General features: G+C 70.3%; 18 protein-coding genes and 5 pseudogenes. 11 read left to right on the top strand and 12 right to left on the bottom strand.

What is annotated here, in order from left to right:
• On the top strand, window positions 1-250 hold a 250-nt coding region (locus AXW62_RS12735; protein ID WP_159060862.1), incomplete at its 5' end, for a DUF4232 domain-containing protein.
• 479 nt (window positions 251-729) lie between these two features.
• Here AXW62_RS12735 and AXW62_RS42730 read toward each other — a convergent pair.
• Together AXW62_RS42730 and AXW62_RS12725 are read right to left on the bottom strand one after the other, a co-directional pair.
• On the bottom strand, window positions 730-1,029 hold the full coding sequence (locus AXW62_RS42730; RefSeq protein ID WP_159060861.1) for a hypothetical protein: 300 nt from the start codon (window positions 1,027-1,029) through the stop codon (window positions 730-732).
• Between the two features lie 535 nt (window positions 1,030-1,564).
• On the bottom strand, window positions 1,565-2,131 hold the full coding sequence (locus tag AXW62_RS12725) for a TetR/AcrR family transcriptional regulator (protein WP_060944615.1): 567 nt from the start codon (window positions 2,129-2,131) through the stop codon (window positions 1,565-1,567).
• A gap of 145 nt (window positions 2,132-2,276) precedes the next feature.
• Between AXW62_RS12725 and AXW62_RS12720 the strand changes: the two genes are divergently transcribed.
• Both AXW62_RS12720 and AXW62_RS12715 read left to right on the top strand, forming a co-directional pair.
• Window positions 2,277-3,224, top strand: a complete 948-nt coding sequence (locus AXW62_RS12720; protein ID WP_173669830.1) for a TIGR03564 family F420-dependent LLM class oxidoreductase — start codon at window positions 2,277-2,279, stop codon at window positions 3,222-3,224.
• A gap of 220 nt (window positions 3,225-3,444) precedes the next feature.
• Entirely contained in the window at window positions 3,445-4,722 is a 1,278-nt protein-coding gene (locus tag AXW62_RS12715; RefSeq protein WP_060944614.1) for an alpha/beta hydrolase family protein, read from the top strand.
• A gap of 428 nt (window positions 4,723-5,150) precedes the next feature.
• On the opposite strand, the pseudogene AXW62_RS12710 reads toward AXW62_RS12715, so the two are convergent.
• From AXW62_RS12710 to AXW62_RS12700, 3 genes and pseudogenes are all read right to left on the bottom strand, one after another.
• Window positions 5,151-5,906, bottom strand: a pseudogene (locus tag AXW62_RS12710) (GH12 family glycosyl hydrolase domain-containing protein); the annotation flags it as partial.
• Window positions 5,907-6,307: 401 nt separating this feature from the next.
• On the bottom strand, window positions 6,308-7,237 hold the full coding sequence (locus AXW62_RS12705) for an extracellular catalytic domain type 1 short-chain-length polyhydroxyalkanoate depolymerase (protein ID WP_060944612.1): 930 nt from the start codon (window positions 7,235-7,237) through the stop codon (window positions 6,308-6,310).
• Window positions 7,238-7,829: 592 nt separating this feature from the next.
• The gene (locus tag AXW62_RS12700; RefSeq protein ID WP_063817570.1) at window positions 7,830-8,741 is read right to left on the bottom strand and encodes an alpha/beta hydrolase family protein; all 912 of its coding nucleotides are present in this window, start codon (window positions 8,739-8,741) and stop codon (window positions 7,830-7,832) included.
• Between the two features lie 986 nt (window positions 8,742-9,727).
• Here AXW62_RS12700 and AXW62_RS12695 point away from each other — a divergent pair.
• The 4 genes and pseudogenes from AXW62_RS12695 to AXW62_RS12680 all read left to right on the top strand — a co-directional run.
• Window positions 9,728-10,681: pseudogene (locus tag AXW62_RS12695) on the top strand (arabinofuranosidase catalytic domain-containing protein); the annotation flags it as partial.
• Between the two features lie 83 nt (window positions 10,682-10,764).
• The gene (locus AXW62_RS12690; protein WP_060944610.1) at window positions 10,765-12,408 is read left to right on the top strand and encodes a glycoside hydrolase family 27 protein; all 1,644 of its coding nucleotides are present in this window, start codon (window positions 10,765-10,767) and stop codon (window positions 12,406-12,408) included.
• A 247-nt stretch (window positions 12,409-12,655) separates the two neighbouring features.
• On the top strand, window positions 12,656-12,868 hold the full coding sequence (locus tag AXW62_RS12685) for a hypothetical protein (RefSeq protein WP_060944609.1): 213 nt from the start codon (window positions 12,656-12,658) through the stop codon (window positions 12,866-12,868).
• 449 nt (window positions 12,869-13,317) lie between these two features.
• Entirely contained in the window at window positions 13,318-14,658 is a 1,341-nt protein-coding gene (locus AXW62_RS12680; protein WP_079105301.1) for an MFS transporter, read from the top strand.
• Window positions 14,659-14,747: 89 nt separating this feature from the next.
• On the opposite strand, the pseudogene AXW62_RS42720 reads toward AXW62_RS12680, so the two are convergent.
• The 3 genes and pseudogenes from AXW62_RS42720 to AXW62_RS12670 all read right to left on the bottom strand — a co-directional run.
• A pseudogene (locus AXW62_RS42720) lies at window positions 14,748-14,855 on the bottom strand (VOC family protein); the annotation flags it as partial.
• A gap of 93 nt (window positions 14,856-14,948) precedes the next feature.
• Window positions 14,949-16,409, bottom strand: a complete 1,461-nt coding sequence (locus AXW62_RS12675; protein ID WP_060944607.1) for a sensor histidine kinase — start codon at window positions 16,407-16,409, stop codon at window positions 14,949-14,951.
• The gene (locus AXW62_RS12670; protein ID WP_060944606.1) at window positions 16,396-17,076 is read right to left on the bottom strand and encodes a response regulator transcription factor; all 681 of its coding nucleotides are present in this window, start codon (window positions 17,074-17,076) and stop codon (window positions 16,396-16,398) included. Before AXW62_RS12670 ends, AXW62_RS12675 begins: the two co-directional genes overlap by 14 nt.
• A 237-nt stretch (window positions 17,077-17,313) precedes the next feature.
• Between AXW62_RS12670 and AXW62_RS12665 the strand changes: the two genes are divergently transcribed.
• Complete coding sequence (locus AXW62_RS12665) at window positions 17,314-18,726, top strand: glycosyltransferase family 39 protein (RefSeq protein WP_252368583.1); 1,413 nt, start codon at window positions 17,314-17,316, stop codon at window positions 18,724-18,726.
• Between the two features lie 337 nt (window positions 18,727-19,063).
• Window positions 19,064-19,213 (top strand): annotated as a pseudogene (locus AXW62_RS45700) (IS630 family transposase); the annotation flags it as partial.
• A 76-nt stretch (window positions 19,214-19,289) separates the two neighbouring features.
• On the opposite strand, the gene AXW62_RS12660 reads toward AXW62_RS45700, so the two are convergent.
• Window positions 19,290-19,856 carry a TetR/AcrR family transcriptional regulator gene (locus tag AXW62_RS12660; protein ID WP_107406276.1) on the bottom strand — a complete coding sequence of 189 codons (567 nt, stop codon included), beginning with the start codon at window positions 19,854-19,856 and terminating at the stop codon, window positions 19,290-19,292.
• 110 nt (window positions 19,857-19,966) lie between these two features.
• Between AXW62_RS12660 and AXW62_RS12655 the strand changes: the two genes are divergently transcribed.
• Window positions 19,967-20,923, top strand: a complete 957-nt coding sequence (locus AXW62_RS12655; protein WP_060944603.1) for an NADP-dependent oxidoreductase — start codon at window positions 19,967-19,969, stop codon at window positions 20,921-20,923.
• A 365-nt stretch (window positions 20,924-21,288) separates the two neighbouring features.
• On the opposite strand, the pseudogene AXW62_RS45695 reads toward AXW62_RS12655, so the two are convergent.
• The 3 genes and pseudogenes from AXW62_RS45695 to AXW62_RS12640 form a co-directional block, all read right to left on the bottom strand.
• Window positions 21,289-21,693: pseudogene (locus AXW62_RS45695) on the bottom strand (sensor histidine kinase); the annotation flags it as partial.
• 247 nt (window positions 21,694-21,940) lie between these two features.
• A complete protein-coding gene (locus AXW62_RS12645; protein WP_060944602.1) occupies window positions 21,941-22,540 on the bottom strand; it encodes an NAD(P)H-dependent oxidoreductase in 600 nt (199 codons plus the stop codon).
• Window positions 22,541-22,653: 113 nt separating this feature from the next.
• Window positions 22,654-23,490 (bottom strand): NAD(P)H-binding protein, encoded by an 837-nt coding sequence (locus AXW62_RS12640; RefSeq protein ID WP_060944601.1) that lies wholly within the window; start codon window positions 23,488-23,490, stop codon window positions 22,654-22,656.
• A gap of 90 nt (window positions 23,491-23,580) precedes the next feature.
• Between AXW62_RS12640 and AXW62_RS12635 the strand changes: the two genes are divergently transcribed.
• Entirely contained in the window at window positions 23,581-24,543 is a 963-nt protein-coding gene (locus tag AXW62_RS12635) for an AraC family transcriptional regulator (RefSeq protein WP_060944600.1), read from the top strand.
• Window positions 24,544-25,102 lie beyond the last annotated feature (559 nt).

Genomic DNA, 25,102 nt, shown 5'->3' with positions numbered 1-25,102 from the left:
CCTGCGGCGGGACAACGAGAAGCCCAAGCCCGTGACGGTCAGTCCCGGCGAGCAGGTCGCCTTCGACATCACGTTCCTGGCCTCGACCCGCGACGACGACCGGAAGTTCGCGCCGGCCCAGGTGGTCATCACCCCGCCGAACGAGCGCAGGAACCTCGTGCTGGACTGGCCCTACGGCGGCGCGCTGCTGGACCAGTCGGCCGCCACCCGCCCGGGGACCTTCATCGGCCCGGTCAACGCGGGGATGTAAGCCCGGGGGCGGAGGGCCGCCTCACCGGAAGACACGCTCGCGTCACGGGCGGAACGCCGGGGACACCCCGGGCCTGACCGGTGAGCTACGTGCCCAATAACCCCATACGAGGCCAAAGAAAAACCGTCCCGCTCCGGGCAGAGCCCGGCCAGAGGTACTTCCCTCGATTCCCCTGGGGCCGGCTCCCGCCCAAGGGATGATTGCTGAGGGATCAATCGGCGCAGCCTGCACCCATGATGCGAACGAAAATCCGCATCATGGGTGCAGAGCAGTGGTGCGTGAACGCCGGTCCGGGGGCGAGGTGCGGCGGTGCCGGATGCACCACGAGCTCGACGTCATCCTCACTCAAGGGGCCCGCACGGCTGACGGCCGCTGGTGGACCGACTGCGAGGCCAGCCTCCCGACCCGCTACGAGCACGCCGACGGCCGCTCCCACGCCACCGGCGCGCCCCCTGCGATCAGCGCCCTCAGTGAGCGGATCACGTCCATTCCGAGGCGAGGACTACAGCGAGGTCCCCGTCGACGGCGCGATCACCGGACGGCAGCGGGTGGTGGAGCAATTCCACCAGCACACCGAGGACGCCCCCCTCCGCCGTCCTCACCGCCGCGACTGCTGGCAGGCCCGCAACGAGCAGCCCGACACATCGGGCATCGAACGCCGAATCGGCAGTCGAGTCGATGCGGAGGCGACAGCCGAACTCGCCGACCGCATCGATCCCGGGCGCCTCCCGCAACGGGTGAGCAACGGTCAACGGACACAATAGGTCGATGCCCGTCATTGCCTGCGCGAACTGCCGGCAACCACTCACCGGCGAACTTCAAGGAGTCCCGATGCCGCCCGCTGCCAAGAAGGTCGAGGGCCACCGCGTTGCCCCGCCTCGGGTGTCCCAGGGAACCTACGCCATCAGCCCCAAGACGGGAATGATCATCCTGCATCCCGGCGACCTGCCGGGCACCGCTCCACATCCTGACCGTGGGCGGCGTAATGGGTGCTGCGGACTCGACGGTCTGGATGGACCGAACCTTGTCTGCCGTGGCTGTGGTGCTGAAGTGGCAACTCAACAGTCCGATTGCTGGACAGATCACCTCGTGGCAGCAGCGCCAGACACCGTGACCATCGGCATCGAAACCCCGGGCTGAACCTGTTGCACCGCGGCACGACCTTGCGCATCTTCGCCGGAACATATGCGCTTGCCCGAAGGGCTTGTTGCTGGTGACGATCGCGGACGCGCGTTCGTAGCGGTTTGAGATCAGCTGGAAGAACCCCGACGGTCACAGCCGGTAGGGACGGCCACAGCCGGTGTGGATGGAGCGCTACCAGGTGCGTGCGGTGCGGTGCAGATCCTCGAAGCTTGCGTGCAGGTGGTGTCCGAGGGGGGTGTGCTGCGGGTCGGCCAGCCACCGGGCTGAGGCGAGCTGGTAGGCGGCGACGGAGACGGTGGCGGTCAGGGTGGCCGCCGGGTCGGGGATTCCCCGCGTGCGCAGTGCGTCGGCGATCGCCTCGGCGAGGGCTGCCAGTTTCGCCCGTTCGCGTTCCTGCAGATCGGTATGTGCGTCGAGGATGTGCCGGCGGCGCCGTGCTGCGGCCCGGCGCTGGTCGAACCAGTGACTGCGGGCCGCGAACGCTCCGGCGATCGCGTCGAGCGGGGACTGCTCCGCGGGTGCCGCGCCCACCGCTTCGCGGACCTCGGCGATGAACCAGTCCTGGTCGGGGAAGAGCACCTCGCGCTTGTCGGCGAAGTGGTTGTAGAAGGTGCGCTCGGTCAGGCCGGCTCGTGTCGCGATCTCGGCGACTGTCGTGCGTTCGTAGCCGCGCTCGGTGAACAACTCGATCGCAGCTTCCTGCAGTCGTTCCTGCGTGCCGGCCGGCCATCGTCCCATGGCACGCAGAGTAGTGACTGCAGAGACTGCAATCAAGGTGTACGGTGATTTCAGAACCTGTCATCACTGTGGTGGTGCGGGACAGAGGCTGCGGCGATGCAGACGATGTGAGTCCTATGGACCGGATCAGGCGAAGGAGCTTGTGATGAACGCTGCCGGAACGCGGGTCGGAGTGTTTCTGGGAGGCACGTTCGCGCAGGAAGCCGGCATGACCAACCTTGTGGACCGGGCGGTGGAGCTCGCCCACGAGGTGGCCGACGCCGGTGTGCACACCGTGTGGTTCGGGCAGGGGGCGGATTACGACGCGCCCCAGCTCGCGGCGCTGGTGGGCCGGGCGGAGCCCAGGGTCTTCGTAGGCACCTCGGTGGTGCCGATGTACCCTCGCCATCCTCTGCTGCTCGCAGCGGCGGCGAAGACGGCGCAGGCATCTACCGCAGGGCGTTTCCGGCTCGGTGTCGGGCTCGGCGCACGCACTGTACTCGAGCCGCAGTTCGGCCTGCCGTATCCGCCGCAGATCCAGCACCTGCGCGAGTACCTCACCGCGCTGCGCCCGCTGCTGGACGGCGACGACACCGCCTTCGTGGGCAAGACGCTGGCGTCGCGCCCGGTCGGCTCGACGGCCGTGGCCGGGGCTTCCCCGGCGGTCCCGGTTCTGGTGGCCGCGATGGGGCCGCGGGCCCTGGCGGCTGCGGGCGAGTTGGCCGAGGGAACGAATCCGTTCCTCGCCGGGCCTCGTACGCTCGCCGAACGGATCGTGCCGGTCATCACCGAAGCCGCCGCCGCGGCCGGGCGGCCGGCCCCGCAGATCGTGGCCGGGGTGCCCGCGGTGGTCACCGACGATGCCGCAGCCGCCCGCGACCGCGTATCGGCCGCCCTCGGCTTCTACGACAGCATCCCGTCCTACCAGAAGGTCATCGCGGCCGAGGGATTGTCGAGCGCGGCGGACCTGCTGATCGCCGGCGACGAGGACACCGTCGCCGCCGGTTTGCGCCGCTATCTCGACGCCGGGGCCACCGAGGTCATGATCACCCACACCGACCTCTTCGATGCGGAGGACCGCGCGCGGACCTGGACCATCGCCCAGCGTCTGTGAGCCGGGACCGAACCGGTTGCACCGAAAAAGGTGACGTCGTGGCGAGAAGGGCAGCAGGAGACCAGCTCAGTCCCCGCCGTCACCCGGATCGCGGTGGGTGCGCCACCGCGGTCCGGTGGCAGAGGACGGGATCGTCTTGTCCATGGTGGGCTTGAGTGCACCATGGACCCGGGGGCGTCCGGGATGTCGATGCGAACGGTGAGTCCGTAACGTCTCCGACATGAGTGATGAGAGATGCAAAACCCAAGAAAGACAGACCAGTTGGGCGATGCGAAAAAGGCTCTCCGGCGTGGCGGCCATGCTCCTCGCCGGATTCGCCGGATTCGCCGGATTCGCTGTCGCGCCGGTCGCCACGGCGGCGGAGCGCGACACCGCCCACCGCGGCACTGTCGTCTCCGTCGTCCCGGTCGCCGACCGTGACGCCGGGCAGGTCAGAGACTTCCTGGCCGGGAGCGACATCGCGACCGATTCGGTGCGGTACGGCGTACGGGCGTACCGGTTGACGTACCGGACCGTGGACCCATATGGGAAACCCACGACGGCAACCGGTCTCCTCACCCTTCCCAAGGGCGGAACCCAGCGGCTCGACCTCGTCTCGGACACGCATGGCACCATGGTCAAGCGCACCTACGCGCCCTCCGCGAGCGAGGACTTGGGCCGTGTGCCGTCGTATCTGAACGCCTCGGCGGGTCGTGCGGTCGCCGCGCCCGACTACCTGGGGCTCGGTGAGGGGCCGGGCCTGCATCCGTACATGGACACCCGCTCCGCGGTCACCGCCTCCGTCGACATGCTGCGCGCCGCCCGCGCGACCGCGGACCGGCTCGGCCGTCCGCTCACCGGTGACGTCTACGCGACCGGCTTCTCGCAGGGCGGCCAGGTCGCGATGGCGCTCGGCCGGGCGCTGGACGGGGGTGCGGACCAGCATTTCCGGCTGAAGGGGCTGGCCCCGGTGAGCGGGCCGTACGACCTGGAGGGCCAGGAGGTCCCGGCCCTGTTCGACGGTCGGGTCAACGACACCAGCGGCGTCTTCTACATCTCGTACTGGCTGGTCGCCCAGAACCGGCTGTATCACTTCTACGAGGATCCGGGCGAGGTCTTCCGTGCGCCGTACGCGAGCCGCGTGGAGTCACTCTTCGATGGAACGCACGATGAGGAGGAGGTGATCAAGGGCCTCGCCCCCTCGGTGAAGCAACTGCTCACGCCCGCCTTCTACGACCGTCTGCGGTACCCGACCGGCCCGCTGCTGGACGCCATGCGCGCGGCCGATCACACCTGCGACTGGAAGCCCGACGCCCCGGTGCGGCTGTACGCGGGGGCGGCCGACACCGACGTGCCGATCGGGAACGCGCGCAGTTGTGCGCTCCAGCTTGCCGCTCACCAGGCACACGTTCCCGTGGTGAACCAGGGCGAGGCGGACCACTTCGGGTCCTTCGCGGTGTCGGCACCGCAGGTGGCGCGTTGGTTCAATGCGCTGGCCGGACGCGGATCGCCACGGTGACTCATCGCTGCGGTAACTACGTGATCGAGCCGGCCGAGGTCAGGACACTCGCTGCCTTGGGTCCCCGCCGCTCAGGACGTGGGGTCTGAGTTCGGGCGTCGGCAGGGGTTCATGCCGCAGTCGAACAGTCCGGACAGCCGACGTCCGCGGCGAGGACGTAGCGGGTGTGCACCCGCTGCACCCGCTGCTGCGTACCGCCGACTCAGTGGCCTGATGACGAAAGGAGTTGGAGGCCGGGAGGGTCAGTAACCCTGGTGAAATCGACGGCATCGTGGCCGGGGCCCCGGCAACAACCGGATCAGCCTCAAGAAGTGCTTCTGACCTGCAACGACAGGGGTTGTCGAGCGTTTTTGTCGGCTGCGGAGGAAGAAGCACTTCTCAGGTCACCGAGCGTGCCGGGTGACTTCCGTCGGGGCGGATCCGCCTCAGTTGACGGAAGCGGAGAACGAGTTCACCGCGAGACCTGCCCCTCCTGACCACGGTTCGAAGCCGGACTGGATGCTCGTCAGGTACCAGGAGCGGGTGGCCAGGCCGCGGTTGACCGCCTGATTGACGAAGTCCATGACGTTGAAGCCCCAGCTGGAGAGCGTGGACGACGACACGAACGTGATCACGTTGTTGGTGCCGTTCCAGCCGGTCCACACCTGCCAGGACCGGCCGCCGACGGTGGCGGTGCCGACCTGGGAACCGACGGGGGCGATCGGCCCGGCCTTGTTGTACCAGACCATGATCTCGGTCTGGTTCACTCCGTCGGTCTTCGGTGCCGGGTCGAGCCATATGTCGTACGAGGCGTCGAAGACGGCGCCACTGGCGTAGGTGAAGGACGTGCTGGTGGATGCGCTGCCGATCGAACTGAGCTGCTTGGGCAGGGTGGTTCCCGGCGAGCAGTTGGTGTAGTGGCAGCCGTAGAAGACCGATGGATAGGACTTCGGGGCCCCGTTGGTGGGCACGGAGCCGTCCGCCTGGGTGATGGTGAAGCCGCTGCCGGTGGCGTTGATGCACTGGGTCGCGCTCGTGCCCCAGCGGTTGTTCTGCACCACGTAACGGCCCTGGATGGTGGTGCTGGCGTACTGGTCGCACAGCACCGTGTCCGCGTGTGCGGGTAACGCCGCGGTCAGCAGACCGCACAGGGACGCCAGCGCGGTCAGCAGTGCCAGCGTCACCGACCTCACGGGAGTGGTCACGACATTCCCTCCTCGATGGCGGGGAGCTATGGGAGCGCTCCCATAGCTCCCCGGAATGTAGGACCCCGAGCGCTCCCGGACAAGACCCGGTGCGGCGGGGCCGGACACAAGGGCGGGAGTCGGCCGCACCGGCGGCGAGGAGTCCGGACGGGGCTCGGAGACCCCGGCTGCCCCGCCCGCCTGCCGGCAGGGACTCGCGAGATCGGCCCAGCACCTCCACCCGGGGTGGCGGGGTGCCTGTACGAGCACCGGATGCCTCCCGGGCGGTTCGGCCGGCGGACGCTCATCCGCACGACGTCGCTCGACGCCTCGCAGTGCGGCGGGGGACGGCCGCCCCACTGTCGCAGGAAGGGCGCGGGATCAGCGGGTCAGGGGGAAGCAGCCGAGGCCGGGTGGCGGGCTCAGAGGCCGAAGAACTGCACGGCGGCCGCGGCCATGCCGCCCATCGGCAGTTGGTGCCCGGCCCCGGAGACGCTGATGGCTTCCAGTCGCACGGCGCCGTCGGTGCCGGCGAAACGCTGCCGCGTCCAGCTCGGCTGCGGCTGGTCCGTCGACGTCGGCGTCTGGCTCAGCCCGAAGACGTCCGTCCACTGCTTGGTCTCTTCCTGCAGGAGCTGGAACGGCACGAGTGTGTCGTTGGTGCCGTGCCACAGCTGAACGCGAGGACGGGTGCCGGAGTAGCCCGGGTACGCCTGCCGGACCAGGTCGCCCCATGCCTGTGCCGTCTTGTGCATGTTTCCCCCCACGCACGTGCTGGTCCACGGCGGGAAGTCGGCCTCGTTCGCGAAGCAACCGAAGGGGACGCCCATGAACGCCGACCCGGCCTTGAAGACGTCCGGGTAGTCGGCCAGCAGCGCGGTGGTCTCCATGCCGCCGGACGAACTGCCGGTGACGAAGACCCGCTGCGGGTCGCCGTTGTAGTGCTGTTCCACATAGGACACCATCGAGATGACCGAGGCCGGGTCGCTTCCGCCGTTGTGGTGTTTCGACGCATCGGACCACACGTCGAAGCAGTTGCTCATCGCCGTCTGCTTCGTGGCGGTCGGGTAGATGACGACGAAGCCGCGCTGGTCGGCCAGCGACGCGAACTCGCTGCTCTGGTGGAAGCCGGGGCCCGAGCCGCCGCAGCCGTGCATGGCGACCACGATCGCCGGTTTGGCCGGGTGGGAGTCCGGCACGTACAGGTGCATGCGCAGGTTGCCCGGGTTGCTGCCGAAGCTGGTCACCTCCACGAGCGAAGCCGCCGTTGCCCGCGGTGCGAAGACGAGACCGGAGACGAGGAGTGCCAAGGCGCCGGCGAGCGCCGCCAGTACGGTTCTGATCGCGGTCATGGTCCAACCCCTCCTGGTGATCACGGGACTCTCTCACCGAAGTTAGGCATGGCCATGATGTCCGACAATGCTGTAACCGGAGTTGGCTCAAGGCGCCTCCAGGTACTCCCGAAGCCGGCGTTCTTCCCGTGCGGCGTCCGGAATCCGCCCCCGCTCGCCCATCGCGATGCGACACGCCGTGAGGACGGGCGGTTCCCCGGCAGTCCCACCCGCCCACCACCGAACGTGCTGACCACCGACGGCATCGCACGCAGGACCGAAATTTTCGGAACCATTTTCGGTGATTTCGCCGCCCATGAAGCCCTCAGCCAGCCGACACCGCGCTTCCACCACGATCCAACAGCCCACAGGTCAGCCACGGCATGCGAAATCAGCCAACCGCACAGGACCGAACAGCGGTCGAAAATTTCCGGAAACACTCGACGCCGTCGGCTGTTGGCGCGCCCGACGGGCCTCTGCCGCGCCTGCCCGGATCCGGCGCGGGGCCGGGGGTTCGCGCGGTGGCCGGGGGAGGAGCCCGCCCCGCCGAGCTGTCCGGCGGGGCGCGGCGGGCGCCGGCGCGGCGGCCAACCGGCTGGACGGGCCGGCCGGCTCACTGGCCGAGGGCCGCCTGCCAGGAGGTGCCGTTGCTGGTGGCGTCGCCCCCCAGGCGGTCGCGGGCGGCGGTGTCGCCGTACAGGCTCCAGCGGAACCAGTCCAGGAAGGTGTTCCTGGTCTGGGCGTAGTACCGGTAGTCCGGGGTCAGGTACTGGCCGTGGTCCGCCCCGACGTGCGTGAGGAACGCCTTGGGGGACGGAAGCTCCGCGTACGCGGCGCGGGCCGAGGTGTAGTCGCAGGTCGGGTCGTGGTCACCGTGGATGAACAGCACATTGGCGTGGAGGCCGGCAGGGTTGCCCATGTCCACGCAGGCGACCGGGACTGCGGCGACGATGCGGTTGTCCGGCCAGGCGGTGAGCAGGCCGTGGGTGGTCATCCCGCCCATCGAGTGACCTGACACACCGACACCGGCGCGGGTGTCGATGTGTCCGGCGAACGGGTCGCCCGCGGTGTCGCCGAGCGCCAGTGTCCGGGTGAGGACCTCGGAGACGTCCTTCGACCAGTTGCCGTTGTAGACGCTGCCGATGTTGGTGTTGTCGGAGAACGAGGGGGCGGGGCAGATGAAGCCCGCGGAGGCCAGATCGTGGGTCTGGGAGGCGTAGCAGTCGGAGGTGCACCCCATGCCGTGGCTCCATTCGGCGACGGGGAAGATGCCGTCGGCGATGGGGGCGTTGGGGATGGGGTTGCCGCCCGCGGTGCCGGCGGCCGGGTAGAAGATCTTCGTGGTCAGCTGGCGGTTGCCGCGCGACCAGGAGAACTGGCGCACACCGATGGCGAACTGCGTGGTGGGTGCCTGCCGCGGTGCGGCCATGCGTGGCGACGGGGTGCCGGCGGCCGCGCTGCTGCCGAGCAGGGACATGCCCGTGGCCGCGGCCGCGCCGAGGCCCAGTAAGGTTCGCCGTCGCATCGACATGGGTGACTCCTTGTCGTGGTAGGGGTGAGCGGGGCGCGCGGGCGCCGCGCACCGGTGTGAGTGGGGAGCCCCGCGGAGGTTGCTCATGGCGGCAACGCGTGGGGCCTTGTCCGTACGGGTGGTGCGAGTACGGTCGCGGGCGATCCGGAGGAAGGGCGTCGCCGAGCGGATCCGGTGCACCCATCGTTCGACATGCCGGGCAATGATCGGCAAGCTGAGCGGGCCGCGGCGACCGGTATCCCGGGGAACGTCAGTCCGGCGGTGCCGCGACCACCACCGCCACAGGCGTCACCTCAGCGGCCGGGTGAAGTGGCCGCCGTCCAGGGTGGCGATGGCCGTCGCGGGGTGGCCGGCCCGGGATTGCCGCGTCCGGGACGGAGGGGGAGGCGTGCCTGTCGATCGTCATGACATGACCTTCTGTCGGCATGCGCGGAGGCGGAGATGTGCGCGTACGGGACGGTGGCAGGGCGCACCCGGTACGTCCCATGCCTCTCAGGGGTCCCATGGGATCTCAGGAGCTGTCAAGGGGTGCGAGGCCCGGACGATCCAGGGGTCGACTGCCCCATGCGGGCGACGGTTCTGCGGCGTCGCGGCGGGGGGAGACCGTACCCACAGGTCGCCGGCCGTTCCGCGCCGCGGGGCCATCTGCGTTTCCATCGCGCCTCCGAGTCGGCCCGGTGGGCGGTATTGACAGTCGTCAGCGCTTCCTTATCATCCATCCATGTCCGATGTCTCGACAGTGGTTCGAAATGCCGGACGCACGGTTCCGTCCCCCCACGGCGTCCGGTGGATATCCGGCGGGGGATATGTCATGTCCATGATTGCCTTGGGAGGAGCCAGTGCGGCCTTTACGGGTTTCCGTGCCGGGCGGTGTGTCCCGCGGACGGCGCTCACCCGCCACCATGGCCGCGGGCTCGGCGCTGATGCTGCTCGCGGTCCTGGTGGCGATGGTCTACCGGCCGGGACCGGCGTCCGCCGCCGGCACCGGTCCCTGTGACATCTATGCGTCGGGCGGCACGCCTTGTGTGGCCGCGCACAGTACAGTGCGGGCGCTCTACGGCTCGTACGCCGGCAAGCTGTACCAAGTCAGGCGCTCGTCCGACAACGCGACCCGGGACATCGGCCCCCTGGCGGCGGGCGGCGTCGCCGACGCCGCCGCCCAGGACTCGTTCTGCGCGGGTACCTCATGCGTCATCACCTGGGTCTACGACCAGTCCGGGCACGGCAACAACCTGGGCTACCAGGGGCCGGGCGGAGTCGGTGGCTCCGACACCGCCGCGAACGCGACGAGTGAATCCCTGACGGTCGGGGGCAACAGGGCCTACTCGCTCTACATCAACCCCAGAAACAGCTACTGGCGTGACGGTCACACGACAGGCGTCCCCACCGGCAGCGCACCCGAGGGCATGTACATGGTGACCAGCGGCACGCACGTCAACAGCGGCTGCTGCTTCGACTACGGCAACAGCGAGACCACCCGCAAGGCCGACGGCCCCGGAGCCATGGACGCCATCAACTTCAGCACACAGTGCTGGTTCGGCGGGTGTTCCGGGAACGGCCCATGGGTCCAGGCAGACCTCGAATGGGGTCTGTACTCCGGGGGCAGCCAGTCCTGGAACCCGAACCAGAGGGCCTTCACCAGCAAGTTCGTCACCGCCACGCTCAAGAACAACGGGACGACCCGGTTCGCGATCAAAGGCAGCAACGCGCAGTCCGGGAGCCTGGCCACCCTGTACGCCGGCCCCCTCCCCGCCGGCTACAACCCCATGAAGAAGCAGGGGGCCATCATCCTTGGCAGCGGCGGTGACTGCTGCAACGGCAACACCAACCTCAGCGCCGGCACGTTCTACGAGGGCGCCATGGTCTCCGGCTACCCCTCCGACCAGACGGAGAACGCCGTGCAGGCCAACATCGCCGCCGCCGGCTACCGCTGAACCCGCGGCCCCCGGCCCCGTCGACCGCCGCGTCGCGCACACCGCGGACGACCGCCTCGAGCCATCCAGGAAGGAACCATCCCGTGTCGGAACCACGCGGACGATTACTCCGCTTCCTCACGGCTGCCGCGCTGATCGGCACCGTCTTCACCACCGCCTCCGGCCACTCGGCCGCCCGGGCGGCCCCGGGCAGTCCGGCGCTCACCCCACCGCTGGGCTGGAACAGCTGGAACAGCTTCGGGTGCGGGGTCACCGAGGCACAGGTCCGCCAGGCCGCCGACGCGATGGTCTCCTCGGGCATGCGGGACGCCGGTTACCGATACGTGGTGGTCGACGACTGCTGGTTCGATCCGCAACGCGACACCGCGGGCAACCTGCGGGCCAGCCCGTCGAAGTTCCCGAGCGGGATGAAGGCGCTCGGGGACTACATCCACGGGAAGGGCTTGAAGTTCGGTATCTACCAGGTGCCCAACGAGCGCACGTGTGCGCAGGGCGGGGGCGGCTACCCCGGGGCCACCGGCAGCAAGGGGCATGAGACCCAGGACGCTCGCACGTTCGCCTCGTGGGGTGTGGACTACCTCAAGTACGACTGGTGCTCCTCCGCGGGCACCCGGGACGAGCAGGTCGCGCGGTTCACCCTCATGCGCGACGCGCTGCGCGCGACCGGACGCCCGATCGTCTACAGCATCAACCCCAACAGCTACCACGCCATCACCGGCGACACCTACAACTGGGGCGAGGTCGCCGACCTGTGGCGGACGACCGAGGACCTGCTCGACATCTGGCAGAACGGCAACACCAACAGCTATCCGATGGGCGTGGGCAACGTCGTGGACGTCACCGCGCCGCTGGCCGCGCAGTCGGGTCCGGGCCACTGGAACGACCCCGACATGCTCGTCGTCGGCCGCCCCGGGCTGTCGCTGACCGAGTCCCGCTCCCACTTCGCCCTGTGGGCCCTGATGGCCGCGCCGCTCATGGCGGGTAACGACATCCGCACCATGTCGGCCGATGTGAGCGCGGTCCTGCGCAACCCGCGCCTGCTGGCGGTGAACCAGGACCCGCTGGGCGCGGCCGGGCGCAGGGTGCGCGACGACGGAGACACCGAGGTGTTCGCCAAGCCCCTGTCCGACGGCTCGGTCGCGGTGGGCCTGTTCAACCGGGGCAACAGCACGGCGGCTGTCAGCGCCACGGCGGCACAGATCGGTCTGTCCGGCGCGTCGTTCACCCTCACCGACCTGTGGACCGGCAGCACATCGCACACGACCGGACAGGTCTCGGCGAGTGTGCCCGCCCACGGCGTGGCCGCCTTCCGGATGACCGGCGGCACGCCACTGGCCGCCACCACGTCCCGGCTGCGCGGTGACGGGTCCGGCCGTTGTCTGGACGTGGAGAACGCCTCGACCGCGGCCGGGGCGAGGGTGCTGATCCAGGACTGTCACGCGGCCGCCGCCCAACTGTGGACCACCTGGGCCGGCGGCGAGTTACGCGTCTTCGGCGACAAGTGCCTGGACGCCTACGACCAGGGCACCGCCAACGGCACACGCGTCATCACCTGGCCCTGCAATGGACAGGACAACCAGAAGTGGACATTCGACACGAGCGGCTCGATCCGCAACGTCCACGCCGGCCTGTGCCTGGACGTCGACCACGCCGGCACCGCCAACGGAACCCCGCTGATCCTGTGGACCTGCAACGGCCAGGGCAACCAGAGGTGGACCCGCGGGTGAGGAACGCCGCACACCGGTCGGCCCGGGCCGTCCCCGGCCCGGCCGCCGGCCACCCTTCCGGGCCGTGACGACGCCCGCCGCCGTGGCCTCGGCCCCTGTCCACCCGACGCCAGCGGGTTCCAGCGCTGTGTGCGGTACGTCGGACGAGGATGTCGTCCTGACGCTGGACGGGAAGCCCACTCGTTCTGCGGCCCACGTGGTAGCGACGGTGAGGTGCGTGCCTGCCCCCGGGGATCATCTTTCATGGGTGGTGCGAAAGGAGACCGGCACCGCTGCCGAACCCCGTACGCACTACACCCTGCGCTATGACCTGAGCGATGGCCCCGGCAAGTACATCTACGACAACGACCTGAGCACGACCGCTCCTGGATCTGAGCGGACAGTACTCGTCACGCTGATGGACAGCGATACATACCAGAGTCAGGCCCACCTGGCGATGAGCTCAGCGCGATCCAGCTGACTCCGCCGCTGTGACGCGCCGACGGACTCCGCTGACAGCCCGTGTCCGAGCACTGCGCGCTCGTCGGCGTTCAGCGGGCGCGGGGCGATGGGAAGAGGCGCCATGCGCCCATGCTGCGCGGGAGTCCAGGCGAAGGAGCACCCCGTACCCGCAGCAAACGCAGGCCAGGGTTACCATGCGCGTGGCCATTCATGTACGGGTGCTGCCGGGTTTCGCCACCTCCGGCAGGGTCGATGCTGACTGTCTGCTCACGTGCCTGACGGCCGGCCAGAAGTGCTGCGAGCGCCTGAGCGGAGCCCCTGTGAGGGCGGAGTTCCTCGCTCTCGGCGTCAGGCGGTCTCGATGAAGCGGTCGCCGGGGGAGGTTCCTCCTTGGCGTGTAGCGCTCCGCATTCCGGGAAGGGTGCCGCGGCGTCATAGCCGTGTCCGAAGACGGGGAGATTCGTCAGCATGACAGCTTTCAGAGGAGAGCCGGCGCCTGGGTACGGGCCGGATTGCGGTGCCGGCGAGGGGGCTGATGCGGAGGCGGTGGCCCTGCCGGCGCGTCCCGTGCGGCAGTTGTTCGCCGCCTCGGTCGGCAATGCGGTGGAATGGTACGACTGGTACGCGTATACCTTCCTTGCCACGTACATCGCGGAGCAGATTTTTCCCAAGGGCGCGGCGAATTCGCTGGTGCCGCTGTTGTCGACGTTCGCGGTTTTTGCGGTCGGATTCTTCATGCGGCCCATCGGCGGGCTGCTGATGGGTGCGGTAGCCGACCGGCGCGGGCGCCGTGCGGCGCTGACGGTGACCATTCTGCTGATGGGAGGCAGCAGCCTCCTGGTGGGGCTGACGCCGACGTACGCCGCCGCCGGGGTCCTCGCGCCGGTCGTCCTCGTCCTGGCCCGGCTGCTGCAGGGACTGTCGGTGGGCGGGGAGTTCGCCGCCTCGACCACGTTCCTCGTGGAGTCCGCCGGGCCCGGCCGGCGCGGACTCTTCTCCAGCTTCCAGTACGTGTCGACGACCATCGGACAGCTCGTCGCGTCCGGCGTCGCGGCACTGCTCGTCTCGAATCTCGCGCCCGCCGCCATGGACAGCTGGGGCTGGCGGGTCCCGTTCGTGCTGGGTGCGCTGCTGAGCCTCGTCGGCTTCTGGGTCCGGCGCGGCGCGCACGAGACGCGCAGCGAGGAACAGGCGAAGGCGCCCCGCCCCGGCCTCTTCGAGGCGCTGCGCCGCCACCCGCGCGCGTCGCTGCTGATCTGCGGCATCACCGCGGGCGGCACGCTCGCCTACTACACGTGGACGTCGTACCTGCCGACGTACGCCGAGCTCAACGCCGGGGTGGAGAAATCGGACGCGCTGCTGGCGGGCACCCTCTCGCTGACGTTCTTCGCCGTGCTCCAGCCCCTTGCGGGCATCGTGTCCGACCGCTTGGGGCGCAAGCCGCTGCTGCTGACGTTCGGGGTCGGCTTCGCGCTGCTGAGCGTGCCGCTGCTGCGCGTGCTCGACGACTCCTTCGTCACGCTGCTGCTCGTGCAGTGCGCGGGCATGATCCTGCTCAGCGGCTTCACCGCCATCTCGGCGGCGGTGAACGCGGAGATGTTCCCGGCCCGGGTGCGCGCCGCGGGAATCGGCTTCCCCTACTCGCTCACCGTCGCCCTCTTCGGCGGCACGGCCCCCTACATCGGCACGCTGCTGAAGGACCTGGGCCAGGCCGGCCTCTTCCCCGTGTACGTGGCCGTGCTGTGCCTGGTCTCCTCCGCCGTCTACCTCCGACTGCCCGAGACCGCCCACCGCCCACTGGAGCGGTGAGGACGCGGGGCACCGGCTGCCCGGGGAGGCTCCCCCCTCGGGGCGTCGAAGGCGGCGACCCGGGCGCCTGTGCCGCGCACCTGCCGGGACGATGCCGCTGCGATGAGCTCGTTCATCGGGTTCGCGGTGCGCCACTGGTCGGTGACCTCGGGCTGGGAGAAGTCGTAGACGTGCGGGTGCCAGGTGTCCTCGTCGAGGGTCCGAGACCGGCGAAGCCGGAGCCGGCGACCGCGGCGAGGCCGGCCGCACGGAGTCGGCCGGCCAGGCCGTCGTGGCGGCAGGCGGGCGCGTCATGTCTCGGCCGGGGCGGGAGCCCGGGGAAGGCGTAGCCGAAAGCACGCTCCGAGGGCCCGGGGGGTGAGGGTGAGGGTGCCCTGGTGACGGTGGGCCAGGTCGCGGGCGATGGCGAGGCCCAGACCGGTGCCGCCCTGGTCGCGGGAGCGGGCGTCGTCGAGGCGGACGAAGCGTTCGAAGATGCGCTCGGCGTCCTCGGGAGGCACGCCCGGTCCGTCGTCGTGCACCGTGAGGACGACCCAGTCGTCCTCACTCCGGACGGAGACCTGGACGCGGTGTGCGGCGTGGCGGGCGGCGTTGTCGAGCAGGTTGCGCAGCAGCCGTTCGCACTCGTCGTGGTTTCCGCGGACGTGTGCGGGGGCGGTGCTGTCGCAGCTGAGGGCCAGCGGCCTGTCGGTGCGGGGGTATTGGTCGGCCAGCTGGGAGGCGAGGACGGTCAGGTCGACGGTTTCCGGGTCGGCGACGGGAGCCCGGGTGTCGAGGCGGGCGAGGAGCAGCAGGTCCTCGGCGAGGGCTTGGAGACGGCGGGTCTGCCGTGCGGCGGTGGTGGCCGTGGCGGGCCAGTCGGTGCGGTCCGGGTAGGCGAGCGCGACCTCCAGGCTGGCCAGCAGTGTGGTGAGGGGGCTGCGCAGTTCGTGAGCGGCGTCCGCGACGAAGCGGCGCTGCTGGGCGGCGGCGTCGTCGAGGCGCTGGAGGGTGGTGTTGATGGTGGTGGCCAGGGCGGTGATCTCGTGTCCCGTGGCGGGGACGGTGACGCGTTCGCGCGGGTCACTCGCGTTGACCGAGGCGGTGAGCACGCGGATGGCTTCGACCGGCCGCAGGGCGATGCGGACGGTGAAGTAGGCGACGGCGGCGATCAGTACGAGGCCGGCGAGGCCGGCCCGCAGCAGCATGCCGTCGGTGCTCTCGGTGATGTCCTTGGCTGCGCTGGGGAGCACCACCACATAGACCCGCACCCTGGCGTCGGCGGCGACGCCCAGAGCGGCGGCTGCGTCGCTGCTCAGTTCGCCGGGTCCGATGTCGGCTGACACGACCTGTTGGGTTCCGCCGGCCACGTCGCCTTTCAGCCCGGGGTTGTAGTCACGGTTCACAGGCAGCCGGACGTGGGTGGGCGCCCCTTCCCCGGTCGGGGCGGGCATCACGTGATGGCTGCCGGGATGGAAGTCGTCCATGCCTCCGCCGTAGGCGACGGCTGTGCGCCGGCCGGTCGCGACGACCTCGTACGGCACGGTGCTCGTCCGGGGAGGAACCACCCCCTCCTTCAGCTGGTCGACGAGGGACCAGACGTGCACCGCGGCCTGTTCGACGGCGACCTGCGTGCTCTTGCGGTAGATCTCGCGGTGCACCCACCAGCCGGTGCCGGCCAGGAGGACGGCGGCGGCCACGGCGGCCGCCAGGGCCGCACGGGCTCGTACCGAACGCGGCCACCAGCGGCGTCGCGGCTCAGACGCGTTCACGGTCGTCCACCAATCGATAGCCGGTCCCCCGTACGGTCTGCAGGGACTGCCGGTCGAACGCGGCGTCCACCTTCTTGCGGAGGGAACTGACGCGCGCCTCGACAAGGTTGGGATCCTCGGCCTCGTCGGGCCATGCGTGATAGAGCAGATCCGCTTTGGAGACCGCCTGGCCCGCTCGGCGAGCCAGCAGCTCCAGCACGGCGAACTCCCTCGGGGTGAGGTCCACCCGGGTCCCGGCCCGGCGGCACACCCGGCCGGCGACGTCCAACGACAGGTCACCCACGGCGAGGACGGGCGGGGCGGCCGTGGCGGCTCGTCTCACCAGGGCCCGCAGCCGTGCGACGAGCACCAGGTAGGAGAAGGGCTTGGCCAGGTAGTCGTCGGCCCCGGTGTCCAGGGCCTCCGCCTGGTCCCACTCCCCGTCCTTGGCGGTGAGCACCAGGATGGGGGTCGGGTCGCCCTCCCGGCGCAACTGGGCGCAGACCTTGTAGCCGTTGAGGCCGGGAAGCATCAAGTCCAGGACGACGAGGGCGTATTCACCGGTCCGGGCCATCCACAGTCCCTGCCGCCCGTCATGGGCGAGGTCGACGCTGTAGCCCTCGGCGCTCAGGCCGGTGTGCAGGGTGTGGGCAAGGTCGACCTCGTCTTCGACCACCAATATGCGCATGCCGTGCAGCCTCGCACAGTGCCGGCCCGCCTCCCTGATCGGCCGGTCAGGTTGGATCAGCAACCGGTCAACGCGGTCCGGGCACGCTGGCGGAACGTCTCCGCCCCCTGCTGAAAGGCCCTGCCGCCGATGTCTCTTGACGCACCTGTCCCCGCCGTTGCCAGGGCGGTTTCCCCTCCCGCGCCCGCCCGCCGACCATCACCGAGCCCGGCCGAAGCGGTTGTCGCCATCGCCCCCTTGTCGCTGACCCTGGCCCTGGGCCTCTGGGGCATCCGCAGGGAGAACACCCTGTGGGGGGACGAGTCCGTCACCTATCAGCTCGCACAACGCGATCTATCGCAGATATGGCACACCGCCCAGCACATTGATCTGGTCCATGCCCTCTACTACGCCGTGATGCACGAGATCTTCGGTCTCTTCGGCGGAGGGCTGCTGACGTTGCGGCTGCCGTCCGTGCTGGCCATGTCCGTGGCGGCGAGCGGTGTCGGGCTTCTGGCACTGCGCCTGGCGGGACCCCGCGCCGGGCTGCTGGCCGGGCTGGTGTTTCCGCTCCTTCCCCAGGTACAGAAGTACGCGCAGGAAGGCCGCTCGTATGCCATGGTCTGTGCCCTGGTCACCTGGGCCACCTATGCGCTCGTGGTCAGCGTCCGGCACCGCGCCCGGTGGCGGTGGGCGGTCTATGGCTCCACCATGCTGCTGGCCTGTCTGCTCCATGAGTTCGCGGTCCTCGCCCTGGTCGCACACGGCGTCACACTGGTCGTCTCCCGTGTTCCACGGCCGGTGACGAGGGCGTGGAGTGCAGCTGCCGCGGGCGTCGTGGCCGGACTGTTGCCACTGGCGATCCGCAGTGCGGGGCAGTCGGAGCAGGTGTCCTGGATCGGCGGACCGGTGCGGCTGCGTTATTTCCTGGTGGTGGCGGTCGTGGGCATGGCGTGCGCCCGAGCGCCCCTGAGGGGGAGGGGACCCGTACGGCTTGCGGCACTGGCTGTGCCGATCCTTGTGCTTCCGGGCCTTCTGCTGCTGATCGCCTCACTGGTCAGGCCCCTCTTCGTCGACCGGTATGTGCTCTACAGCAACATCGGAATCGCCTTGCTGCTGGGCGCCTGGATGGATTACTTCCACCGGCTGCGACGGTGGTCCCGCACCGCGTGGATCGCGGTGGTCGCCGCACTGGCCGCGCTCGTCCCGTCGAGCCTTTCGCTGAGGACGCCCCAGAGCCGGAGCAATGACGCGACCGCCGTCGGCGCCACCGTACGCCAGGAAGGCCGTCCCGGTGACGGGCTGCTCTACCTCTCCGGCCGGCAACGGATCCTGACCGGGGCCAACCCCGAGGACACCCGTTTCCTGACGGATCTGGCCCTGGCCCAGGATTCCGTTTCGTCGAACACACTCGCAGGTGTCGAACTTCCCGCCCAGGACATCGCGGCACGCATGCTGGAATTCGAACGGATCGTCGCCGTCCGCGCGGTGGGTGTGCACTCGCCGGCCAACCCGCAGGAAGAAGCGAAGACAAGCACCCTGCGGCGCCACTTCCACGCGTACGGAACAACCCACGTCAACGGGGCGCGGGTCACCGTCTATCTCCGAGACCACGGCCCGGCTGCGAAACCGGTCCCCGAGCCCACAGCCCGGGAGCGGGCGGTGGGGTGATGAGCCGCCCGCGACGGGGGCCGGCCCGCTCGGCACCACCGCCGCCCCGCTGTCTCGACCTGGGCAGCCACGAATGTCTCGACCTGGGCAGCCATGAACCTCGACGTGCCGGACGCCGCTTCCGTGGGAGGCTGCGGCTGTTCTCCGCCGCTGCCCGCCCCATCGCGGCCACCGTGGTCGTGCACACAGGAGCGCTGTTGATCTGCGCATGGTGGTTCTGCGGTCGGGTGCGCGGTGACCGGCCGGGCGCATGAACCCGGCCGCCCTGACCTCCTGCGACCACTCAGCCCCGCGTACGGCCTGCCCGCCCCGCTGGTGCTGCTCCAGGGGTGGGCCGGTGCAGACCCGAGCCCTGCACGCCTGCCCGCGCTGGCGCAACGCCGACGCCCGCCACCGCGATGTCCTGGCCACCGAGTGCAGGGAACGTGCCCGCATGCGCAGCGAGAAAGGCGTCCGCCGGGGCGGACGTCCTCTCCCGACGGCGGCCTGCCCGGCCCGGCGAGCCCGACGTCGTCAGAGCGCGAACCCGACATCGTCGGAGCACCAGCCGCCCCGATCCGGGCTCAGGCCGGCCGGGCGGCGGGCCGGAGGCCGTCCATCAGGAGGTTCAGCAGACGATCGGCCTTGGCTTCCTGCTCGGGCTGGGGGGCCACGGTGAAGATGCCGATGAGGGAGGCGGCGATGTCTTCGGCGGTGACGTCGGAGCGGAGGTCACCCGCCGTGCGGCCGGCGTCGAGGATCGTGGTGATGGCAGCCAGGAGCTCGCTGCGGGTCTGCGCGTGGGCGATCTCGCCCGACTCGATCATTGCGAGCAGCGTGTCGAGCATGCCGTTCTTGGTCGCGATCCACTCCCCGAACAAGTCCATCCAGCGGCGCATCGCCGCAGCTGGGGCAAGTTGGCCGAGCAGCTCGCGGGCGCCGGTCGTCAGCCGCACGACCTGGTCCTGGTAGACCGCGTCGACCAGCGACTGGCGGGTCGGGAAGTGCCGGTAGAGCGTGGCGATACCGACTCCTGCCTCGCGGGCGATCGCACGCATTGACGGCTCGGCGTCAGCCGACCCGAAGACGCGGGTCGCCACCGCGAGCAACTGATCGCGGTTACGGGCTGCGTCCGCCCGTGGCGCGCGCATCTGAGCATCAGCAGAAGCGGATCGCGCTCCGTTTGCGTTACGGTCATCCATGCAAACGGAGCATAGTCCGTTTCAAGGCGTTCCCTCGATCCGCAAGGAGACAGACGTACATGCAGGAACGAGGCGATCACCCGCCGATCGGCGGAAGCAGGGCGGTCCGGCTCGATTCCTTCGGCGGCCCCGAAGTCCTGGACATCCGCGAGGTTCCCGCTCCGCGGGCCGGTCCGGGACAGGTCCGTGTGCGGGTCACCGCTGCCGGTCTCAACCCGATGGACTGGATCATGACCGCCGACGCGGACACCGCCGCCCGGTTCGGCTTGAGCCTCCCGGCCGGGTTCGGGACCGACTACGCGGGAGTGGTCGACCAGGCCGGTGACGGGGTGTGCGGCTTCGCGCCCGGCGACCGGGTGTTCGGGAGCGCCCTGTCCCGGGCGGTCGCCGACTTCGTGGTGATCGACCCGGCCGGCGGGATCGCGGCCAACGAGGCCCATCACACCCCCGACGGCGTCGACGACCGCACCGTCGCCACTCTCGCCATCGCCGGCCGCACGGCATCCGCCGCCCTCGCCGTGATCGACCCCGGCCCGGACGACACCGTGCTGATCGGCGGCGCGGCGGGCGGGGTCGGTGTCTTCGCCGTCCAGCTGGCCCGGATGGCAGGAGCGCGCGTGATCGGGACAGGATCGGCGACATCGTCCGACTACCTGCGCGATCTCGGAGCTGAGCCGGTCGCCTACGGTGACGGCCTGGCCGATCGCGTCCGAGCCCTCGCTCCCGGCGGTGTCACCGCCGCCATCGACCTGCACGGGACGGAGACAGTGCACGCCGCAAGGGAGCTCGGCGTCCCGGACGGCCGCATCTGCACCATCGCCGCCCGCATCGACGGCGTGTCGACGGCCAACGGTGCGAACGCGGCTCCCGGCGCTCTGGAAGAGGTCGCCCGCCTGGCGGCGGCGGGCCGGCTCCGGGTGCCTATCGCGGCGAGCTTCCCCGTCGAGCAGATCCGCCGCGCGGTCCGGCTCCAGGCCGGCCGGCACGTACACGGCAAGGTCGTCATCGACCTCTAGACGCAACGCCGTTCAGTTAAGGGTGGGGCTGGGGGTGTCAAGGGCTGCTCGTGAGCATGGTGATGTTGATGGTGGGTTTGTAGGTGGTCCGGTCGATGGCGGGTCCGCGTGCGTTGTATTTGGAGATCGCTCGCTTGACGATGCGGTCTTTGGTGCGGATCCGCCGGGCGGACTGGAGGTGGGCCAGCACGTGGCGGCCGATGGCTCCGACCAGGTCGGTCACGGTGCCGGTGATGATGCCGGCGGCCAGGACGAGCTGGTCGCGTGCGGCGGCGGGGGCGGTGGTGAACCCGGCCCGGTCCGGGTCGGTGCCCGGGACACTGTCGGTGGCCTCGACGGTCAGGCCCGCGTCCCGCGCCCGATCGACGGCGTGCTGCAGGTGCTGTTTGCTCGCGTCGCTGAGGTCGGCGGCCGAGCCGCATGGACAACGAGACCAGGTGCGCCTGGGCCCCGTCGTGCAGGTCGCGCTCGATGCGGCACAGTTCGGCGCCGTGCGCGGCGATCGCATCCGCCCGCGTCTGGGCCAGCTCCTCGACGCGGGCGGTGAGCAGTGCCTCGGGGGAGGGCGTGAGCAGCGCCCGCGACCAGTGGGCGTCCGTGTCGGCGAGCCGGTCGATCAGCAGCAGCACCACCGGCCTGCGGCCCAGCAGGCCGCTCCACACGCCGTCGAGGACCACACCGAGCAGCCACAGCGGCACGGCGAGCACGGCCAGCAGCGGGCCGTAGCAGGAGTACGCGAGCATCCAGCGCAGGTCACGCCAGGTGCCGGGAAGCGTCCGGCTGTCACCACAGCCGGACGCGTCCTGGTCGACCGGGAGCTGTATCTGCCCACGTCCTGGGCCGTGGACTGGACGCGCTGCCGCGCGGTGACAGGTGACACCCTCACGGCGAGACGGTCATCGTGCCTGGAGCCGGGGTGGGCTCGGCGTTCCGACGTCCCTTTCGAAGCGCAGCAGCCAGCGCCCCTGACCGCACTGCCGCAGTGTCTCACCGGGTGAGGAGGGCGTCTGACCTTCCTCATTCCGCCAGGCGGGCATGGATGGCTTCGCTGATGATCCGCACCGCGCGGTCAACACCTCGCACCGTGGCCCCGGGGGAGAGTTGTTCGGATTCGTGGATGAACGCTGTGGAGCCGCGCCGACTGCCGCAGTAGTCGACGATGCCGTGCTCGATCTGTGTCCGCAGCGCACTCTCGTATCCGTGGCGCTCGTACGCACCGGAGTCGCCGCCGGCGATGGGCAGAAGATGCGTGGTGAGGTGCTGCAGTCTCGGCCGCAGGCCCGAAGTCGGGGAGTGCTCGAAGGCCCATCCGTTGACGAAGACACGGTCGATCCACCCCTTCAACAGCGCAGGCATCGACCACCAGTACACCGGGAAGACCAGCACGAGATCGGTGGCACGCTCAAGACGACGGTGCTCAGCCATGACGTCAGCCGGATAATCGCCTCCCTCGTGGTACGCCCGACGATCCGCCGGAGTGAACCGGGGGTCGAACTCCTCCTGGGACAGGTCGGCGATCTCGACCGAACCGGGGAGAAGCGCTGCCTCAAGTCTTCCCAGCACGTAATGCGTCAGGGACCGGGGATCCGGGTTGGCGGCGACCAGCAGGGTATGCATCGATGGCTCCAGTTACGTGAAGAACAGACGTCAACAAGTGGTGTGGATGCGCGGGATGGCGCGCGGTGCTCCGCCTCCCGGGGTCCAGTACGGCAGGCCGGGGCCCGCGGGACTCAGCACCGCCAGGCTTCCGCTGCCGTGGCCCGCAGGACGAAGTCCTCGAAGGTCCGCGGCGCGCGTCCCAGCACGGTGGCGACGTCGTCCGTCGTCCAGGCGGCGGCCCCGCGCTCGAGCAGCACGAACATCTCGGCGAGGTGCTGGGCCTCGTCCTCGCTCCAGCCCTCCTGAACCAACGTCGCGGTGTACTCGGCCGGGGAAACGCGCCGGTAGACGATGGGCAGCCCGGACGCCCGGGAGATCAGCTCGACTGCCTCCGCCCAGGTCAGGCCGCGCGGCCCGGTCAGCTCATAGACCCGACCGGCGTGTCGGCCGGGCTCGGACAGCACCGCGGCCGCTACGTCGGCGACGTCCTCGAGGTCGATGAACGGCTCGGGGACCGCACCCGCCGGAAGCGCCAGCTCGCCGGCGGCCAGCGGGACGCGGAACGGGTGCCCGTCGAAGTTCTGGGCGAAGTTCGAGGCGCGCAGGACGGTCCATTCCAGCGCCGAGCCGCGCACGGCGTCCTCGGCCGAGCGCATGTCCAGCCCGAACGCGGAGTCGCCCCAATGGTCGGCGCCGTGACCGGAGAGCAGGACCAGGTGCCGCACACCGGCGGCCTCGGCCCGCGCCACGAAGTCGTGCACCGGACCGGGCACGGGCGGCGGCACCACGTAGGCGATGGTGACGCCCCGCAGGACCTGATCCCAGCCGGCGGGGTGGAACCAGTCGAACGGGGTCTGAGTGGAACGGGAGGCGGCGCGCACGGGTGTGCCGCGCAGCCGCAACCGGGCGGCCACCCGCCGGCCGGTGTTGCCCGTCGCACCGAGGACAAGAGTGATGCCGTTGTTCATGACAGCGAGTCAACGGCACGTACCCGGACGGTTCCATGGGTGATAAGCCAGATCACCTGGGTGATCGTCTGAATCGTTTAGCCTTGGCGGGTGGATGTTTTCGGTGACCTACTGCGCGGAGTGCGGGCCCAGGGCTCGTTGTTCGGCAGCTCGACCCTGACCCCGCCCTGGTCGCTGCACTTCGTGGACGGCGCGCCGCTGACCTTGTGCACCGTCCTCTCCGGAGGCGGCTGGATCGTGCCGGAGCGCCGCCCGCCCGAGCGTCTGGGCATCGGCGAGACAGTGATCGTGCGGGGCCCCGCGCCGTTCCTCTTCGTCGACGAGGTGGGCACCCGGGCCGAACCCGTCGCGTGCGGCGCGTTCTGCTCGACGCCCGAGCAGGGCGGGACCCGGTACCGGCTCGGCTGGCACGAAGCCGGTACCGGCGGGGAGGGCACGACGACCCTGGTCGTCGGTGCCTATCCGGTGCGCGGCGAGATCAGTCGCAGGCTACTGGACGCGCTGCCCGACGTACTGCGCGTGGGGCCCGGCGGCGGGCCCGACCCCGTGTGGGACCATCTCGCCGCCGAGGTCGCCGCCGACACGCCGGGCCAGCAGGTCGTCCTCGACCGGCTGCTGGACTGGATGCTGGTGTGCGCGCTGCGCGAGTACTTCGACCGGCCCGGCGGCACTCCGCCGGGCTGGTACTCCGCCGGGCGCGACCCGGTGGTGGGCGGCGCGCTGCGCCTGCTGCACGGGGAACCGGCAGCGCCGTGGACGGTAGCCTCGCTGGCCGACCGGACCGGAGTGTCGCGTTCCACGCTGGCGAAACGGTTCACCGATCTGGTCGGCGAACCACCGATGACCTACCTCACCCACTGGCGCATGACGCTCGCTGCGGACCTGCTGACCGAGCGCGAGACGGTGACTGTCGCGGAGATCGCCCGCACCGTCGGCTACTCCGACGCGTTCGTGTTCAGCGTGGCGTTCAAACGGGCCCGCGGCATCAGCCCCAGCGCGTACCGGCGCACCGCGACGACCCCACCCCCGCAGCCGGCCGGTACACCCCCATGACAAGTCCCCAGGCGTCCGCCCACGCCTTCAGGGACTTCCGCCGGTCAGCAGAACAAGCGAGCCGCCCGTCGCCCTCGACCTGGGTCGAGGCCGAGCACCATGCCCGCGTGTTCCGGTGTCAGTGGCGTGCGGGAGGGAGTCAGGTGTGGCATCGGACGCTTCTTGCGGTGGCCGCCGCGCGTTGCGCGGCGTGGTCCCCGCAGGTTCGGTCCGCTGACCTGCGGACGAAGACTCTGCGTCGCCGGGCCGGTGGGGCGGATCGGGCGGCCAGGGTCGAATCCGCCCCCCCCGTTGTCTCCTGGCCGGGACCCGGTCACGGCCCTTGTCCGGGCCGGGCACCGCTCGGGCGGTGCCGTGTGTGTCGTGGACCGCTTCGTCTGCCAGGCGCGGTTTCACCGCGGCCAGGGGGGTGCCCCTATCTGTTTCGTCAACCCTTGCGGGGCTGGTTCATGGGGGTTCGTGCTGGTTTCCGGGAACGTCGTGCTTCGCGTGTCGTTCCTGGTGGATGGGGTGTCGTGTGGGCAGGTCGGTGGCCGGCGTGGCGGGGTGGCCGTGCCGG

This window comes from Streptomyces hygroscopicus subsp. hygroscopicus (assembly GCF_001553455.1).
GTDB classification, from domain to species: domain Bacteria; phylum Actinomycetota; class Actinomycetes; order Streptomycetales; family Streptomycetaceae; genus Streptomyces; species Streptomyces hygroscopicus.
The sequence above is the reverse complement of the archived record's forward strand: the minus strand, read 5'-3'. Positions and strand labels throughout refer to the sequence as shown.

What these genes read in the sequence shown, in the direction of transcription:
- AXW62_RS12680 (WP_079105301.1), top strand. Translation starts at nt 13,318, where the DNA reads ATGACAGCTTTCAGAGGAGAGCCGGCGCCTGGGTACGGGCCGGATTGC.
- AXW62_RS12640 (WP_060944601.1), bottom strand. Translation starts at nt 23,490, where the DNA reads ATGAACAACGGCATCACTCTTGTCCTCGGTGCGACGGGCAACACCGGC.
- AXW62_RS12660 (WP_107406276.1), bottom strand. Translation starts at nt 19,856, where the DNA reads ATGCGCGCGCCACGGGCGGACGCAGCCCGTAACCGCGATCAGTTGCTC.
- AXW62_RS12715 (WP_060944614.1), top strand. Translation starts at nt 3,445, where the DNA reads ATGAGTGATGAGAGATGCAAAACCCAAGAAAGACAGACCAGTTGGGCG.
- AXW62_RS12705 (WP_060944612.1), bottom strand. Translation starts at nt 7,237, where the DNA reads ATGACCGCGATCAGAACCGTACTGGCGGCGCTCGCCGGCGCCTTGGCA.
- AXW62_RS42730 (WP_159060861.1), bottom strand. Translation starts at nt 1,029, where the DNA reads ATGACGGGCATCGACCTATTGTGTCCGTTGACCGTTGCTCACCCGTTG.
- AXW62_RS12720 (WP_173669830.1), top strand. Translation starts at nt 2,277, where the DNA reads ATGAACGCTGCCGGAACGCGGGTCGGAGTGTTTCTGGGAGGCACGTTC.
- AXW62_RS12700 (WP_063817570.1), bottom strand. Translation starts at nt 8,741, where the DNA reads ATGCGACGGCGAACCTTACTGGGCCTCGGCGCGGCCGCGGCCACGGGC.
- AXW62_RS12725 (WP_060944615.1), bottom strand. Translation starts at nt 2,131, where the DNA reads ATGGGACGATGGCCGGCCGGCACGCAGGAACGACTGCAGGAAGCTGCG.
- AXW62_RS12655 (WP_060944603.1), top strand. Translation starts at nt 19,967, where the DNA reads ATGCAGGAACGAGGCGATCACCCGCCGATCGGCGGAAGCAGGGCGGTC.
- AXW62_RS12670 (WP_060944606.1), bottom strand. Translation starts at nt 17,076, where the DNA reads ATGCGCATATTGGTGGTCGAAGACGAGGTCGACCTTGCCCACACCCTG.
- AXW62_RS12645 (WP_060944602.1), bottom strand. Translation starts at nt 22,540, where the DNA reads ATGCATACCCTGCTGGTCGCCGCCAACCCGGATCCCCGGTCCCTGACG.